This window comes from Pelosinus fermentans JBW45, from assembly GCF_000271665.2.
Lineage (GTDB): Bacteria > Bacillota > Negativicutes > DSM-13327 > DSM-13327 > Pelosinus > Pelosinus baikalensis.
The window spans coordinates 1,944,043-1,961,888 of the sequence record NZ_CP010978.1; the positions used below are offsets into that span (position 1 = coordinate 1,944,043).

The window sequence follows — 17,846 nt, forward strand, 5'->3', positions numbered from 1 at the left end:
GATGAAAACTGTTGATATGTTGGTTGCCGAAATTGGCAGCACGACGACTGTTGTAAATGCCTTTCATAGTATTGATACAGATGCGCCGATTTTTGTTGGGCAGGGGCAGGCAGCTACGACCGCATTGGCAGGTGATGTCACTATTGGTTTATATCAGGCAATTGCTTGTTTGGAAAAAAGGCTGGGGACTCAGCTCGCTTGGCAGGAGATGGTGGCTTCCAGTAGTGCAGCTGGTGGTCTTAGGATGACGGTACATGGTCTAGTTTATGATATGACTGTGAAAGCGGCGCAGGAAGCGGCTCTAGGGGCTGGTGCGAACATTTATTGGGTGACAGCCGGCGAACTGAGTGATGCTGATATTGACACGATTGAACGCACTAAGCCGAATATTATCTTATTGGCTGGCGGGGTAGATTATGGTGAAAAAGCGACAGTAATTGCTAATGCCAGGCGTTTGAGTCATCTGACTTGTCCAATACCGATTATCTATGCTGGTAATAGGGCAGTTAGCGATGAAGTACGGCAGATACTGACTGCAGGTAATATACCAGTGACGATAGTCGAAAATGTTTATCCGCGGATTGATCAGTTGAATATTGAACCAACACGCCGGGAGATTCACGATGTGTTTGAAAAACACATCGTCGAAGCTCCTGGTATGCAAAAAATTAGGGAATTGGTGAATGGAAGTATCATTCCAACACCAGGAGCTGTCATGAAGGCTGCCCAATTGCTACGTAAAAGTATCGGGGATTTAATGGTCTTAGATGTGGGCGGAGCGACAACCGATGTTCACTCTGTAACAGAAGGTGATCCGGAAATCACAGCCATGCTGGTTGGTCCGGAGCCATTTGCCAAACGCACGGTAGAAGGCGATTTGGGAGTCTATGTAAACGCTGATAATGTACTGGCACTTTGTGACAATAGTAAGCTTTGTAAACAGCTGGACTGTACACCACAAGAATTGACTATTTTACGGACACCACTGCCGGCTACTGATAAAGAAAAATTATTTGCAGGTTATTTGACGGATATGGCTGTACAGACAGCCGTAAATCGGCATGTTGGTAATATTGAGCATATTTATGGTCCAACCGGAAGGTTAACAGTTGCTAGAGGTAAAGACTTAACTGGAGTTAAATGGATCATCGGCACAGGTGGGGCATTGACTCGTTTGCCGGTGGGACTGGATATTTTGACAAATATTAACGCGCCGTCTAGTAGTAATTTGTTGCTGCCACGGCAGGGGCACGCTCTGCTTGATCGGCATTATATTATGGCATCTGCTGGAATGTTAGCCCAGAAGTATCCCCAGGCTGCTTTGGGTATCTTGCGGCAAAGTTTATCCGATGACTAAACTGCTCTAAGACTCCCCATCTTCTATCTCGTTAACAGAATGTAATCCCCTTCCCTCTGGTCAGCAGGATAACAGTCTGTAGAACTCGAAGTAAGTTCGCTCTAAGGGTCTCTAGACCCAAGGCTCACTTATATAAGTGGGAGTTAAGAGCGGCTAAGATTCAGGTGGAGTTAAACTTCATCTGAATCAAGTCTTTTTATCTAACATCTCGGGTTTCCGAGAGATACATTGATAATGTGGGAGGAAATTTCAGATGGATTTAATAATATATACATTAAATTCTTTTGCAAAAACAGAAGATGGAGGAAATCCTGCAGGTGTTGTATTACAAGCAGATGGTCTTTCAGATGAAGAAATGTTAAGTATTGCACAGCAAGTTGGCTTTTCTGAGACAGCATTTGTGCAAGAGTCAGAGGAAGCAAATTATAAAGTACGTTTTTTTACTCCTAATTCTGAGGTGGATTTATGCGGTCACGCGACAATTGCAACGTTTACCTTGTTAAAAATTAAAAAAATTATTGGAGATGGAATTCTGTGCCAAGAAACAAAAGCGGGCATTTTAAATATTGAAGTTTATAATGATAAAATTTACATGAACCAAAATACCCCAGAGTATTTTAATATCATTGATAAAAATGAGATTGCAGATAGTTTAAATATTACTCAGAATGATTTTATTTCTCACTTGCCTGTTCAGATAGTTTCTACTGGGCTAAAAGATATAATGATTCCTATCAAAAGCTTGGATAGGTTATTAGCGATAAAACCAGATCTTGAAAAAATAACTGCTTTAAGCAAGAAGTATAATGTAAGTGGTTTTCATGTTTTTTCGTTAGAAACTAAATTTGATTCTACTGCACACTGTAGAAATTTTGCACCTCTTTATAATATAAATGAAGAGTCTGCTACGGGCACATCAAATGGAGCTTTAGCTTGTTATTTGTATAATTATGGGATTGTTAATAAAGAACAATCCTCTGAACTTATATTTGAACAGGGATATTCCATGCAGAAACCCTCTGAAATATTAGTTCGGCTAAAGATAGATAAAAATAAAATTTGCGAAGTAAAAGTTGGAGGAACGGCTATTATAAAGCAAGAATTGTGCTTGGGCAAACCAATTTTTCCTTTATCTTTTATCCGATGACTAAACCGTTCTAAGACTCCCATTTTCTACAAGTGGGAGTCTTAGAACGGTTTAGTTCTTGGATAAGTGCGACTAAGATTCAGGTGGAGTTAAAACTCCATCTGAAACATCTTTATTTTAGGTTATATTTTTTAAGTTTGTACTGTAAAAGCTGGCGAGTAAGTCCTAAGGACTTTGCCGCCCATGTAATATTGCCGTTTGACTTGTTGAACGCGGCGCAGATTAGTTCTTTTTCGATGGTCTCTCGATGTTCGATTAATTTTGTGGGTTCGGTACAATTTATATTGGCTGCATGCAAAGATTTTGATACCGTTAGTAGATTAGACAAGAATAATGCCGGTAGGTGGTGCATTTGTAGTTCCTGTTCTGTCGATACAAGGTTCATGGCTCCTTCGATTGCATGCTGAAGTTCTCGTATATTGCCTGGCCATGAATGCTGGTAAAAAGCGTCTAACACTGTGGCTGAAACTTTCTTTATATCCAATTCCAAACTCTGATTATATTTTTCAATAAAGTGATCGATGTAAATTGGAATGTCCTCTTTATGTTCGCGCAGAGGGGGTATGTGAAGGGTTACAGTGCCAAGACGATAATAGAGATCTTCCCGTAGTTGTTTTTGGGCTATTGCATCAAAAGGATTCACGTTTATTGCGGAAATAACTCGGACATTAATAGCTATTTCATTTGTTGCTCCCACTCTGCGAATGGAGTATTCTTGGAGTACTCTCAATAGTTTAGCCTGTAGATTAATGTTCATGGAGTTAATTTCATCGAGGAGCAAAGTTCCACCTTGAGCTTGCTCAAAAAAACCCGGTCGGTCAAGGGCACCGGTGAATCCCCCTTTGGCAGTTCCGAAAAGCAATCCTTCTAGCAGATGTTCTGGCAGAGCCGCACAGTTTATTGCAACAAATGGACCTTGCTTGCGAAGGCTGGCATTATGAATGCTTTGTGCAAACAACTCCTTTCCTGTTCCTGTTTCACCATACAATAGTATATTTGATGAGGAACGTGCCACCCGATTTGCTTGTACCTTCACGGTTTTTAATGTATCAGAGTTTCCAATGATATCAGAAAAAGTATAACGGGTGCGAAAAGGTTGTGCTACATTCAGCGCATTCTTCTGGGCAGATAGGTTTTGTTGCAAGTCAATGATTTTTTCGGCGAGCATCTGAATAAAGGTGATATCTTTGGCGATTTCCAGAGCTCCAACCAATTTATTGTTAAAGTATATCGGTGTAGTGCTGTTTACTGTGATGACTCTTTTATTTTGAGCAGTAATATAAGTTTGCCGTCGGTCATTTAAAGGTCTCCCCAATTTTAACGCAGTAATGAGGGTACTGTCTTCTGCTTGCAGATAAGGCATTGTGTTTAACAATTTCTTACCTAGTACATTGTTGACGTCTTCGCCTTCTAATTTTGCCATCATACTATTATATACAATTGTTGTCTCTTGCTTATCAATTACCTGAATACCTACATCTAAGCTATTTAAGATTGTTTCATATAATAATAATTTTTGTTCAGCGATTGCCAGCTGTTCTCTTAGTTGATGTTCTTGATCCATTACTAGCTCTTTGGATTTAGTCATATTTTGCTCCCCCATTTAAAGGTATCATATTTTCAATATTCTGCATTTTATAAAAAATTCCTATCTACCAGACATTGGTAATCAAATTATATTTTGAATATTCCCCGTATAAATGTTTTGGCCATGGGGGCAGGAAAGAAGGCGGCAGCAGCCATTAACAGCTACCTGCAAGAAAAGAAAACAAGAAAAAAAAATTCAGGTGGAATTCAAAATCCATCTGAAGTTAAGTAGATTATAGAGATCTTCTTAACTTCCAGTTGTAGAAAGAGAGTTTAGGGTGGCTGATGATCGAATAAAATAGTTGACAATTATAGCATTATAGTATATCATATAAATGTTGCTGAAATTAATACGACTCACTAGCTCAACTGGCAGAGCAACTGACTCTTAATCAGTAGGTTCGGGGTTCGATTCCCCGGTGTGTCACCAGTAAATTATAGCCTTCGCAGACTTAGTTCTGGAAGGCTTTTTTGTTTCTACAACAACCCTACAACAATGCCATAGAAAAAGCCCGTGAATATCGCCTCTTTGGAGGATAAATTCACGGGCTTTTTTATTGTTGTTCGCCTCACAAAGGCAGTCATTCCTTGATGACCGATTGCCATTGGCAGGTTAATCGCACGTCTAACCTCTGCTTGTCTTAATTAGGGCTTTGTTTGGGCTCGTCTATTGGGAAAATGTATCGGCTTCGCCCGGCACCAAGACCGGCATATAGAAGAAGTAACGTGATAATTAGCCATACGACAATAGAAGAAGCCCAGGTTTGCGTGTAATCAAATAGATAACCAATTATAATCGGACCTGCGGCCGCTAACAAATAGCCCACAGACTGAGCCATTCCCGATAACTCTGCAGCTTGGGCGCCATTGCTGCTGCGTAGCCCGATAAAAGTAAATGCTAAGCTGATGCAGGCACCTCCGCCAACTCCCATCAAGGCAACTGATGTAGTGAGCAGTAGTATATTTTTACTCAGCAGAAGTCCAAGCAGTCCCATAAAATAGACCAGGCAGAAAATTGCCGTAATACCACGTTGGTCGTTGAGGCGATCAGCTAATATTGGTACGATAAAAGAGGCAGGGATGGCAATGATCTGGAAAAAAGACAGTAGCCAGCCGGCAGTTGCCATACTTAAGCCATGGCTTTGGAGAACTGCAGGAAACCAGGCAATGAAACAATAAAAAAGAAATGACTGCAGCCCCATAAAGAAGGCCACTTGCCAGGCCAGAGAAGAATGCCAAACAGCGTTAGCGGTGGAAGCTGGTCTTGCGACTTTCACTGCTCTTTCGCGATGATAAAGTTGAGGCAGCCAAAAGATGATGGCTGCTACAGCAACCAAGATCCATACCAGCAGGGACTGACGCCATCCCCAGTGGAGATCGTTGGCAAGCGGCACGCTCATGCCAGATGAAATTCCCGCCGAGAGAGACATGGCAATTGAAAAAATACTAGTCATTAACCCCACTTTTTCGGGGAATTTTTGTTTTATAATACTGGGGATTAGAACATTCCCGACCACAATTCCCATACCAATCAGAAATGTTCCGGCGAACAAGGCGGCACTTCCTCCTGCAGAGCGCAGTAGTATGCCGGCAATTAATACAATAAGGCCAAGAAATATGGCAAGTTCATTGCCTATTTTGGTGCCTAATTTAGAAGAAAGCAGCGAAAGTCCGGCAAAGGTAAGCAATGGCAGTGTCGTAAGGAAGCCAGTCATACCGTTTGAAATACCAAGATCAGACCGTATATCGCTAACGAGCGGTCCTACTGCTGTCAGCGGAGTTCTTAAATTAGAAGCAATAAAGATAATTCCTAAAACAAGTAATACATTCTTGTGTTTTAGCATGGGTGTACAGTGTCCTTTCAGTGCTCAATATTCTTAATTGATTACAAATCATGATTGAATTATAGATGACGTGATTGATAGATAAAAATGGAAAATACTATGCCGGCCGCATACCACCATGGAGATACACTGTCGAGCCATTCCAACATGCTTGACACCGCCTTTACGGTCGCCATCGTCCGACTGATGGGAACAGTTATACTTGTGGCTCTAATAGCCCAGACCATCCATACATGTTTTTTTCACATTGTTCATGCACTGGCAGCATATCTCCTTAGTGGTTTATTCGCTGCCTATCGCCTTGTCGAGTCGGGCTTTGCTGATGTTATAGTCAAATAATGAGTTAGTATAGTTGGTTTTTGCCTGGTTTAGTGCCAGTTCGGCATCCATAACATCTAAATTGGTACCGACACCAGCACTATAAGCTCTTTGCGCAATAGCAAAATTCACACTGGCTTCTTCAACAGCTACCTTGTTGGTGCTTATTCGTTTTTCTGCTTCCATCATACTCAAATAAGCATCGCTGATTTCCAAGGAAATGTTATCCTGTGTTTGTTGCGCTTGTTTTCGTGTGGCTAACTCACCTGATTGTGCCTGCCTGATTTTGGCTTTGGTATTGCCGGAGTCAAATAGGTTAAATTGGGTTACCAACATAGCGGTCCAATCTCTGTTCGCCGTGCCTGCAAAGTCGTCATTATCCCAGGCCATGGTCCCGGTCAGTATAACCTTGGGATGTTGCCCGCTTTGGGCAATTTTGATTTGTGCTTCTTCTATTTTAATATTCGCCTGCTGTTGAGCCATCTCCGGACGATGCGTCAATCCATAGGCGGTAACGTCGTCAAGAGCCAAAGCATATTCTTGATAGATAAGCGGTTCTGTCAGCGTAATTTCGCTGCGAAGGGGTAAACCCATCGTTTTATTTAGGCTGTAGACGGCTAAATCATAATTGTTTTGCGCTTTTACTAAATCGTTTTCCCCATTTGCCAGCCGGACCTTGGTTTGCAGTACGTCATGCCAGGGTGCCACGCCGGTATCGTACATTTTCCGGACACGAGTAAGATGAGCGCTAAAATCATTCACCGTTTGTTTGGCAATTTCTAATAGGGTCTGGTTTTGCAGCATATTATAATAACCTGTACTGGCCTCTAACTTGAGATGCTGTTTGGTGGCTGCGATTTCAAGCTGAGACACCCTGTGACTGAGTTTCGCTTGTTCAATTGCGTTTTCCGCTTTGCCGCCAGTGTAGAGCGGGAGGCTGGCAGTTATTTGGTTGCTGAAATAGTTATAGGGGGAGACAGCTGCCGAAGAGGGTGACCAGGTGGGGGGAGAATTGGAACGCATATCCGTATGGGTATAATCAATGGATACAGCTTTATTGGTCTGAGCCTCTCTCAGCGCCCAGACGGTCTGGTCTGTGCGCGCTTCTACAATCTGCAATGCCGGATTATTCTTATAAGTCAGAGCAATACTGGCATCAAGCGAGAGTTCTAACGGCGCTGCCAGGGCAGTTTGACAAAATAGAGTGGACGCAAGAATTGGTACGAAGAGCGTTTTTATACAAAAATAGGATGTTTTCACAGTTGTCTCCTTTCGATTGGAATATTTTAATTTTATATTGCTATGCCAAAGATCTTTTATGCAAAGCAGCAGAGTGACAGGGGAATGCAGTAAGCTAAACAAATGTCTGTCATTACGCTGCATTCGCCGCTGTCAGCTAATCATAAAAAGACTGCCGCGGTTTTAGTTGAGATAAAAATTATTTGCTTTAGCAAAGTTTACTGGATCTGTAGATGCGTTTGGCGGGATTTTGGATCCCTTGACTTGGTCATATAAAGGGACTTGCTGCGATAAAACTGATACGTAAAGAATCCCGATTTCGGCAGCAAAGGAACGGGCTAACGCTACTGCATGAGACAATGCCTTGCGTGAATGGACAGAACCGTCTACGGGGACTAAAATTTTTTTATACAAAACCTCCATGATAAGCAACTCCTTATTAAATGTATCGGTGACCTAACAAACTAGAGGAATTCGCTGGCTTCCAGCGCAATTTGCTCCATGTTACTGAGACATTGACTTTCCTTCATCATTTAAGGAATTATTTTTTGTACCGGCATCTGGTTGTGCCTTATACCAGGCAGCATACATAACCGGCAGCACCAGCAAAGTCAAGATGGTTGCTCCCAGTAAACCGCCGCCGATGGCAATCGCCATGGAGCCCCACAAAGTACTGGATATCAGCGGAATCATGCCTAGTATAGCGGCTGCGGCTGTTAGCAAAATAGGGCGAAAGCGGCTGATTGTCGCTTCCACAATAGCGTCCCATAGCGAGTCGCCGGCCACCAGATATTGTTCAATCTGGTCCATCAATATAACGGCATTGCGCATAATAATACCGAACAAGGCCAGAATTCCCAATTGGACCACAAATCCCATAGGACTTCCGGTGAGGAGGAGACTGATGGATACACCGATAATACCAAGCGGCGCTGTTAAGAGGGTTAACAGCATTTTCGGTATACTTTGCAGCTGCGTCATGAGCAGAATCATAATTACAATCATCATGGCTGGGATGGGTTCCGCCAGGAACTTGCTGCTCTTAATGCTGCGTTCCGTTGCACCGTCAAATTCAATGAAATAGCCGGCTGGCAGACTGATTCTGAGTTCCTGGAGGCTGCCGTAAACTTGCTTGGTCACGTCCGAGCCGGTAAGTTTAGACGTGGGATTCAGTTCCGCCTGTACCATAATCATGGGTAGCAGGTCGCGCCGGTAAATTAAGCCTTCTTCGGCGTCATAACGGATGGTGGCGATTTGGTCAAGCGGGACATATTTGCCGTTGCCGATATGGATGTTGAGGTCTTTTATCCGTTCCGGGTTATTACGGTCCTCTTCCGCAAAACGGAGAACCATGCTGACGGTTTTATCATGCTCACGAAATTCGGCAATAGGTGCTCCAGACAACTGGGTTTGGAGGGATGCAGCCAATTCATGGGAACTGAGTCCGAGAGCTTTTGCTTTTGCCTGGTCAATCTCCAAGTGGAGCACTTTGCTTTTCTCATTCCAGTTGAGGTTTACGTTTTGTGTAGCCGGATGGGCAGCCATGACGGTGCGGACTTGTTCAGCGATTTCACGAACTTTTTCATGGTCAGGGCCTTTTATCCGCAGCATCACCGGATAATCGGGTCCCGTTCCGGTGAATAATAACTTTATATGCCCCCGAACACCTGTAAATTCGGTGTTCAATAATTGCTCGGCTTTTTGGGCCAGTGTATTACGGGCTTGAACATCCTTGGCCACTACAATGAATTCAGCGAAATTCGATTTATTGAAGGTTGGTTCAAAACTGAGCACAAAGCGGGGAGCTCCTTCACCTACATGATAGGTGTAATAGGAAATATTCGGGTCGCCGTCCAATTCTTTAGCAAACTGACGGGCCACTTCCTCGGTGTTGGTCAGGGAAGCTCCTTCCTGTAATTTGAGCTGGATGACGAGTTCAGGACGGCTGGAAGCAGGAAAAAATTCCTGTTTGACCAATCCCAAAAGAAAGATAGAGCCGATAAATGCGGCGGCAGTAGCTGTTAGTACGGTTTTGCGGTGACGCATGCACCATAGTAACAAGCGTTTAAATCGCCGATAAAACGGGGTGTCATAAAGGTCATGGTGCGCATTGCTTTCACCGGTTGTTTGCTGGGCCGGTTTTATTTTAATAAACAGGTACCCGAGCAAAGGCGTGACTGCTCCGGCAACCAGCCAGGAAGCAATGAGGGCGAAGAATATAACCCAAAAGAGAGTGACGCAAAAGTCAGCGGCAAGCCCTTTGGAAAAACCGATAGGAATAAAGCCCGCGCAGGTTATTAACGCGCCGGTCAAACGGGGATAGGCGGTAGAGGTATAGGAAAAACAAGCAGCGTCAAAGCGGCTCCAGCCTTGCTCCAGCTTGACGATCATCATTTCAGTGGCGATGATGGCATCATCGACCAACAAGCCTAGCGCAATGATGAGAGCCCCCAGCGATATGCTCTGCAGGGCGATGCCTGTCAGGTACATTAAGGTAAAGGTAATGGCAATGACCAAAGGAATGGTTAGGGCCACGACCACGCCGGACCGCATACCCAGACTGGCAAAGCTTACGATTAAGACGATGACGATTGCTTCGACCAGGGATTCAACAAATTCGCCGATGGAGGATTCCACAACCTTCGGCTGATTGACAGTTTGATTGATTTCCAGCCCGGCCGGCAGTTCTTGTTTTATTTGGGAGAGAGTACTATCAAGATTTTTACCCAGTGTCAGAATGTTGCCGCCGGGTTCCATCGCCAGCGAAATGCCGACGGCCAGCTGACCGTTATAGAACATTTTCGGGTTGGATGGTTCGGCATAGGCGCGAGTCACCTTGGCTATGTCTCCCAGACGGAAGGTGCGGCCACCAGCCTGAATGGGCGTAGTGCGGATGTCTTCCAGATTTTCAAACATCCCGGTAATTCGTAAGTAAGCATTGTCCGATACCGTTTCCAGCATGCCGGCGGCGGCCATGGCATTTTGCTCCTTTAAGGCGGCTGTAATTACGGACGGATCAAGACCTAAACGGGCCAGTTTGCTATTTTCGATTTCAATATAGATTTTTTCGGTTTGCACCCCCAGGAGCTGGACTTTGCTTACGCTGGGAACGCTTAAGAGAACGCGGCGGATTTTTTCGGCTCTTTCCCGCATTTCCTCGTAGGTATACCCATCGCCGGTCAGCGTATAGATCACGCCATATACTTCATCGAACCGATCATTGAAGCTGGGTTGTGAAACGCCTTCCGGGAAGGTTCCTTTGATATCATTCACCATATTGCGGGCTTCCACCCATCTGGCCCGAAGCTCCTTGGCGGGCACCTGATCTTTGAGATTGACGTAGATCACCGTATATCCCGGTGTAGAGTAACTTTTCAGATAGTCAAGCCCAGGAAGGTCCTGCAGTTTCTTTTCAATTTTATCCGTAACCTGCTCTTCCATCTGGCTGGCGGTGGCTCCTGACCAGGCAACGCTGACAATCATTTGTTTAATGGCAAAATCCGGGTCTTCCATGCGTCCCACATTCTGATAGGAGAAGAGGCCGGCCACAAAAAAGAGGATGATAAAGAAATAAATGAATTGTTTGTGGTTTAATGACCAGGCGGTAAGGTTAAAATGGCTCATAGGGCATCACCGGTTGTTTTTACCCTCTGTCCTTCTTTCAATTTATGAACGCCGGCGCTGACAATCAGGTCGCCTGGCTGCAGTCCAGCCAGTACCTGGATAGTGCCATTACCGAAGGGCCCGGTCTGGATGGAGCGCAGTGTCAGAATATTGTCGTTCACAACCCAGACGGCGGGCGTATCGCCAGTCTGATAGAGTGCAGACAGTGGAATGGAAAATGCAGTATGGGCAGCGCCGCCGGCTAAGGAAACGGTGGCCGTCATACCCAGTTTGACAGATGGCGGCGGATTGAGCAGGCTGACGCGCACTTTGAAGGTACGAGTCGTCGGATCTGCCATAGGGGCGATTTCCCGTACGGAGCCATTCAGTGTCACGTTAGGCAAGGCCCAGAAGGTAATGTGGAGCTGTTCGGCGGCTTTTAGTTCTTCCAGCCGGTTTTCAGGAACATAGATTTCGATTTCCTGCTCTCCGTCTTGGATAACAGTGACAACCGTCTGGCCGGCGCTGACAACCTGGCCGGCCTCGGCGGTGATTGTGGAGACAACCCCTGCTTGATCGGCTTTCAATAAGGTGTAATCCAGCTGATTAGCGCCTTGCGTATACTGGGCCCCTGCCTGTTGCACAGCAGCCGCCGCTGCATCATAGGCATTGACATACTGGTCATACTGAGCGCGGCTGATCGCGCCGCTATCCAGTAATTGCCGGTAGCGGTTCAAATTGCTTTCTGCCAGCCTAAGTTGTGATTGGGCGGAATATACCTGAGCAGAATTACTGCTTACCGTCTGCTGAATGTCTTTAGCATCAATCTGCATCAGCACATCGCCGGCATTGACTACGCTGCCTAGCTGCACATTGCGTTTGATGATCTTACCGGTAACTTGGAAGGCCAGCTGGCTTTCCAAGCGGCCGCGTACTTCACCGGCATAGCTATAACCCTGCCCTGCAGTTACTGGCTGGACGACCTGGGTACGGACCACTGGAAGGCTTTCTGGTATACTGGTTGTTTTTGCAAAATGTGTTTTTGCCATGACTCCGGCCAGTAGGCATCCTACCACTAAGGCGGCCAGGGCATAATAACGTTTTTTTCGGCTGAGATTCAGTCGCATGTTGAACATCGAAACACTCCTTATCGTATATAATCTGTTTTTTCGGAAGAGAATTTACGGTGCGCGCCGGGCGATGCCAAACAGCAGAATGTCCAATAACTCCGTCAGACATTATTTGCACTAGCCTGGTATCGACAGGGCGCAGCTGACCGCTGGTGATGCCCGAATTAATGGCGGCAGCAATTCTCTGCCACTGGCTCTCGCGCAGCTCCATGATGCTGCCCCATTCTTCCGGGTAATGCCATTTTAAATCAAACAGAGCGTTCTGGCTGAAGCGGTGAATAATTTACGGTATGTAGCGAGAAACGAAATATAAAGACAAATCGTTGGCAGAGAAGCCTGGTTGAAGCAGCGGGCATTTATTTATAAAAAGTTCACCAGGTGAACGATAACTTTAAAAGATAAGGATGTCGTTCGCATATTTTCGCAAAGGATATTCTTGTTGCTAAAGCATTGTATTTTAGCTGTAACCAGATAAACTTAATTTGATTATATGGTGCTGCTCACCAGGTGAATGAGTAATTTTACTACAGGCAATAAAATAAATGAATAGGCAAAGAGCCAATCAGACCACATTGCTGCGTGACGTCGTATTCTGATCAGGGGAGCGGGGAAGACTTGAGTGATTTCGTTTGGATTGACAATCCTTACAGTATCCATATATATACAGCCGAAAGTCTAGACTTGAAAAGTCCGTCATAGCATTCATAGCGGTATCCAATGTATCTGCCAGGCTTCCTTTTATTTCAATAACCTTGCCGCAGGCAGTGCAAATCAGGTGATGATGGTGGAGTGAGTACAGTACATAACGCTGGCATCCATCACCCATATTGAGCTTTTGCACAACAGCCAGGGTACTGAACAATTCCAAGGTTCGGTAGACAGTAGGCAGGCCGATTTCCGGATATTGCTCATGGACAATTTCATAGATATCTTTGGCACTAAGATGGTGGCTTGCGTAATTGTTGAGAATGTGAAAAATAAGCTCCCTCTGCCGGGTCAATTTATATCTACCATCGAGTTTTTCCCGTAATTCAGAAGTATTCACTAGTAAATCTTCCTTTCTCCAGATTGTTTTTTGCTAAAAGGGAAATAGATGTTGCAGTTCGGTATTAGAGAAATAGTGAGTGCATGATTGGCTTCGATAATCATGCGTTGGGAAAGTTGGATAGGAAGGGCTTTAAATGCGAAATATTTTATTTCTCTAATAAAGTTAACCAGGTGAACGATAAAAGAATAATAAGAATGCCGGTGGAGAATGCTTATTTTGCCGGCATTTGTTGCGGAAGATCTCGTTATTTAAATTTCAATATGGCTAACAGGTAAACTATAAAGCGAATTTTTTATTCCTGCTGCTCCATGTGGTCAATATACTGCTCCAGCTCTTGCAAGATATCGCTGAGAAACAAATATTCTTCCGGCGTTAATGAATTAATTTTTTTCATAATGCCGTTGTCAAAGGTTTCGTGAAATTCAAAGTGATGTTGAACGGCAATCCGGCCTTTGTCTGTCAACTCCAAAAGAATATTTTTTTTATTGCCGGTTTCCTGATAACGGTAGACCAGATCTTTTTGGATGAGTTTATGGATGACCTTTGGCAGGGCGCTTTTGAAAATACCTTGTCGGTCTGCCAGTTCGGTCACGGTTATGCCTGGATGTTTGCCAATCATGTCGAGGGTATGAATTTCTGATGAGTATAAGAGCTTGTCTGTGCCGAATTTTTTTGGCTGTTTCATTGCCTCAAACGATTTCCTTGACAATCTGAAAAAAGATTCCAGCATTTCTTTTCTTTGTTCCACCATTGTTTTAACCTCATATCGTTAGTAATATGTCATGTTTTGATGTTCTATGATTATATTGTACACCAGGTGAATTATTTGTCAAGCAAATTGCTAAATATGCTCCTTCCTTGCAATAGACAGTTTTATTATTTCAACTGTCTATTGCAAGGGGAGCATATCATAGTGACGGAAAGCAACGAGATTATGTATCTACTTTAAAGCTTTAAATATTTCCCCTCAGCCTCTTGTAAACAGTCTTTCAACATATCGAGAGAATCAATATTAGGAATTGTTTCTATTGTTTTTGATCCTTCAGTATTGCCCCAAACGTAGATAGTAGCATCAAATGATTTTTTTGCATTGTCTAGACCGCTTACTTCAAAAAAATAACCATTATCAAGCATAAGATAAATACAATTTTCAAAGTCAATTGTTTTAATAGTGTATCTATTGCCAAGTTTTCGTAAAACTTCTTTAATATTTTTCCCTGGGCTTTTAGTTTTAAGCATATTTTCACCTCTTTAAAGTAAGTATTCGACAAAAAGCAATGGGATTCCTATGTAGAGCAATTAGCTCAGAGATTTGCATCTGGAAGGAAGTGATTATTTTTTTACACGTCGACAGAAAGACGTACTATGAAAAAACAAGATAAAGAAGTTAGAATAACGTTTCGCGTACCTACTGATATTTATGAAAAAATTGTTGAATCAGCACAAAAAAAATAGACGATCAGTTAATAATGAAATGGTTGTAGCATTAGAACAATTCTTAGAAAAGAATAATTAATATGCATAAATTTAAGGAATGCAGATCTTATTAAGCTTTTACATTACTACTGATTATGGTATGAGCGTATAGCAGATACGAAACAATACTGGTGACGGTATGACTAATGTTGACGTGAATAGTAAGAAATAGCCAATATTAATAGTATAAAAATCCTCCACATGGGAATATACTATTAAAGACATCTATTTCAATTGACATATGCTTAATTATCAACTATATTAATGGTAGAGCTAATTAAAAACGCCAAAACGCCCCTGCTGGTAACAGGAGCATTCTGGCACATAGGGATACTAGAGGCTAATTAAGAAGTGTATGTATGATCTTATAGATCACATATACAAATCCACCTGAAACTGTTATCTTGAAGGACTTAGTTTCAAAGTGCATAGTAAATCACCTCCTGTATTCAATTAGGGCAACCACTCACAATGGTTGTCCTTTTTCTATTATATAGGAAAATGTATACTATTCAAGAAAAAAGCCACCAGTTAGATTATAAATCTAATTGATTTTACATAGTTTCTATCCAATAAATCATTATTGCCAGCACAGAGGGGAACCAACCTATATCTAACAATGATGATATAAAGACTGGATTAAATATCTTACTAAATAACAATAGTGGGCAGCCAATACTGTAATCAACGTTACATATTGTCTGCTCACTTTTTTATGTGGTTTACTGCTTAATTAGAATTACTTGTAAGAAAAGCACAATCATCAACTCAATGCGAAAATAGAAGTTATGGCAAACGAATGGCAGATCACGTCAGATGAAGCAGTTAGTTTGATAATAAAACTTAGCATTGGGCAAATAGTTGAAGATCGTGTAAGGAGTACAGCTATAATGGGTGCTAAATAAGGTTTGTAAGGCAGGGGGAACTCCTGCCTTTTTTTATTGCTCCAAAATCTTATTATAAAAAGTCACTCATTATCTATTTTATTTTCCTGGTCTTTTGGTAATAGTTTGGTTGCTGCCGGTTGTAAGTTAGTTGAAAAACTCCTTCTTTCAGAGCGGCTCCAAATACCCTCTTGCCATAGTTGAAAACCATATATTACAACACCATGGAGACTAGCGAGTAAAACATTTTGTAAGGCAGTGATACCAACAGGCTGAAATATTCCCCTACCAACAAGGAAATAATCCAAAAACAAGTAAACAAATCCAAAATTCAATACTACATCCACTGCTAGATATAGCCCGAATCGTCCGTAAGTAGACCTTAGTAGCCACATAGTTGTTACAGGATTTAATCCAAAAAGATACGAAACTGTTCGGAAAGGGTAAGCTGTTTCACTAATGATCCACCAATTGAACGTTTCACCTGCTTCAACCATTAATATGCTTGTAACTACACTGAATAAAGCGGTAGGCATAAATTGTTTTATGGTTTTCCTCTCCATAAAGAATAAAGTCAACCAAGGCACAATCAACATACTCCATAATATTACTTGATTACTCATAGTGAGTCCTCCTGTATGTTCGAATATAGGTAGTTTATCCAGTCGGTTGCAATCAATACATGGGGCATAAGAGGTTTTATTATATAGGCGTGATAGTATGTATTAGTGGATTAAGTATTAAATGAATTTAGAAAATTAAATTAGAAGCTAAACAGGTTTTATTTGGATTCCCCGGTGTGTCACCAGTAATTTCGAGGGTTTGCAGAGATGCAAGTCCTTTTTATGTTAACTGAGTCTTTTTTAGCAAACACCAAATAACTTAATAATAGATAAAAAAATTAGCAGGCTATTTTGCCTGCTTTTTTGTTTTTTCAATAGTTGACTGCATAATTTGACTAATTTATGCAGTCACTAGGGGAAATTTGCATGCCTAGTTCTTTGTAGTAGGGGGTGAATTATATGGTATATAATATAACGTTAAATTTCACACTCCATATTCGCCGCAGAATTCTACTTAGAGAATATTATCGAAAAAAATACATTGATATTTGGGGAAATATCCATTTACTGGTATTTTCTAAATTGGTATTATAGTAAATAATGATATTGATAATTATTATCAATATGTTGTTTGAAAGAAGTATTCATAATAGAAGATGGGGGGACGATCACTGTAACTTTATTAGAGTTATATTAATTTCTGATATTAAATAATAATATGCAATAATATCATGAGTAACTCAAATTATGTTTTTATTCTTGAGGATAGCGTCATATTTTAGTTTATCGGTCAAAGTTGAAAAAAAGGAAATGGTAAGATGAACTATTTAAAAATGAAAGGGAAGATTGCACTTGTTACAGGAGGTGCCCAAGGCATTGGAGAGTCTATCGTTCGGGCATTAACTGAAGCCGGTGCAGTTGTTGCTATGTTAGATCATAATGCAGCAAAACTTAATAGTCTTGTAAACGAATTGAAGTCACAAGGATGCAATGTAGAGGCTTTTCTTGTAGATGTCAGTGATAGTAAAGCTGTTAATACAGTTGTAGATTTAATTGAATGTAATATTGGTCCTATTGATATTTTAATCAATGTCGCTGGTGTGTTACGTATGGGCTTAATTAGTTCACTTAGTGATCAGGATTGGGAGAAGACTTTTGCAGTTAACTCAAGAGGGGTTTTTAATGTATCTCGTTCTGTGAGTAAGTACATGATTCCTCGCCAAAAAGGATCAATTGTAGTTGTTGGGTCAAATGCCGCAAAAGTTCCTCGAATATCAATGGCGGCTTATGCAGCTTCCAAGGCTGCTGCCACCATGTTTACTAAATGTTTAGGCTTAGAGCTGGCTCAGTATAACATTCGTTGTAATATAGTTTCACCTGGGTCTACGGATACTGAAATGCAGTGGTCTCTGTGGAAAGATGAGAATGGAGCACGAGCTGTTATTGCAGGTACACCGGAAGCATTTAAAATAGGAATTCCGTTAAAGAAAATAGCAGCACCTTCTGACATAGCAGATGCTGTTCTCTTTTTGGCTTCTGATCGAGCCAATCATATTACAATGCTTGACTTGTGTGTGGATGGTGGAGCTACTCTAGGAGTCTAAAAAGTACTTAACCATCTCTCGAAATGCAGGGCATTTATTTAATTAA

Annotated in this window: 13 protein-coding genes and 1 tRNA gene; 4 read left to right on the top strand and 10 right to left on the bottom strand. The window is 42.2% G+C overall.

Annotation, left to right across the window (positions count from 1 at the left end):
• The first annotated feature begins 1 nt into the window (after window position 1).
• Together JBW_RS08280 and JBW_RS08285 are read left to right on the top strand one after the other, a co-directional pair.
• Window positions 2–1,357, top strand: coding sequence for a GlmL-related ornithine degradation protein (locus tag JBW_RS08280; protein ID WP_007952733.1), 1,356 nt, complete (start codon window positions 2–4; stop codon window positions 1,355–1,357).
• A gap of 253 nt (window positions 1,358–1,610) precedes the next feature.
• Window positions 1,611–2,504 (top strand): PhzF family phenazine biosynthesis protein, encoded by an 894-nt coding sequence (locus JBW_RS08285; RefSeq protein ID WP_007952736.1) that lies wholly within the window; start codon window positions 1,611–1,613, stop codon window positions 2,502–2,504.
• A 112-nt stretch (window positions 2,505–2,616) separates the two neighbouring features.
• Here JBW_RS08285 and JBW_RS08290 read toward each other — a convergent pair whose 3' ends face one another.
• Complete coding sequence (locus tag JBW_RS08290) at window positions 2,617–4,092, bottom strand: sigma-54 interaction domain-containing protein (protein ID WP_007952737.1); 1,476 nt, start codon at window positions 4,090–4,092, stop codon at window positions 2,617–2,619.
• Between the two features lie 353 nt (window positions 4,093–4,445).
• Between JBW_RS08290 and JBW_RS08295 the strand changes: the two genes are divergently transcribed.
• Window positions 4,446–4,521, top strand: a tRNA-Lys gene (locus tag JBW_RS08295).
• Between the two features lie 211 nt (window positions 4,522–4,732).
• Here JBW_RS08295 and JBW_RS08300 read toward each other — a convergent pair.
• The 9 genes from JBW_RS08300 to JBW_RS08340 form a co-directional block, all read right to left on the bottom strand.
• The gene (locus JBW_RS08300) at window positions 4,733–5,935 is read right to left on the bottom strand and encodes a CynX/NimT family MFS transporter (protein WP_007952740.1); all 1,203 of its coding nucleotides are present in this window, start codon (window positions 5,933–5,935) and stop codon (window positions 4,733–4,735) included.
• 282 nt (window positions 5,936–6,217) lie between these two features.
• The gene (locus tag JBW_RS08305; protein WP_007952743.1) at window positions 6,218–7,513 is read right to left on the bottom strand and encodes a TolC family protein; all 1,296 of its coding nucleotides are present in this window, start codon (window positions 7,511–7,513) and stop codon (window positions 6,218–6,220) included.
• Window positions 7,514–7,675: 162 nt separating this feature from the next.
• Window positions 7,676–7,915 (bottom strand): universal stress protein, encoded by a 240-nt coding sequence (locus JBW_RS08310; RefSeq protein ID WP_007952745.1) that lies wholly within the window; start codon window positions 7,913–7,915, stop codon window positions 7,676–7,678.
• 81 nt (window positions 7,916–7,996) lie between these two features.
• Entirely contained in the window at window positions 7,997–11,116 is a 3,120-nt protein-coding gene (locus JBW_RS08315) for an efflux RND transporter permease subunit (RefSeq protein ID WP_007952747.1), read from the bottom strand.
• Window positions 11,113–12,231, bottom strand: coding sequence for an efflux RND transporter periplasmic adaptor subunit (locus JBW_RS08320; RefSeq protein ID WP_007952749.1), 1,119 nt, complete (start codon window positions 12,229–12,231; stop codon window positions 11,113–11,115). Before JBW_RS08320 ends, JBW_RS08315 begins: the two co-directional genes overlap by 4 nt.
• A gap of 556 nt (window positions 12,232–12,787) precedes the next feature.
• A complete protein-coding gene (locus JBW_RS08325; protein ID WP_007952751.1) occupies window positions 12,788–13,270 on the bottom strand; it encodes a Fur family transcriptional regulator in 483 nt (160 codons plus the stop codon).
• A 295-nt stretch (window positions 13,271–13,565) separates the two neighbouring features.
• Window positions 13,566–14,024, bottom strand: coding sequence for a MarR family transcriptional regulator (locus JBW_RS08330; RefSeq protein WP_007952754.1), 459 nt, complete (start codon window positions 14,022–14,024; stop codon window positions 13,566–13,568).
• A gap of 194 nt (window positions 14,025–14,218) precedes the next feature.
• The gene (locus JBW_RS08335; protein ID WP_007952756.1) at window positions 14,219–14,512 is read right to left on the bottom strand and encodes a hypothetical protein; all 294 of its coding nucleotides are present in this window, start codon (window positions 14,510–14,512) and stop codon (window positions 14,219–14,221) included.
• Between the two features lie 1,204 nt (window positions 14,513–15,716).
• Window positions 15,717–16,256: a hypothetical protein gene (locus JBW_RS08340; RefSeq protein ID WP_007952758.1), complete on the bottom strand. Its 540-nt coding sequence runs from the start codon at window positions 16,254–16,256 to the stop codon at window positions 15,717–15,719.
• 758 nt (window positions 16,257–17,014) lie between these two features.
• Here JBW_RS08340 and JBW_RS08345 point away from each other — a divergent pair.
• Complete coding sequence (locus tag JBW_RS08345; RefSeq protein ID WP_007952760.1) at window positions 17,015–17,800, top strand: 2,3-dihydro-2,3-dihydroxybenzoate dehydrogenase; 786 nt, start codon at window positions 17,015–17,017, stop codon at window positions 17,798–17,800.
• Window positions 17,801–17,846: the final 46 nt, after the last annotated feature.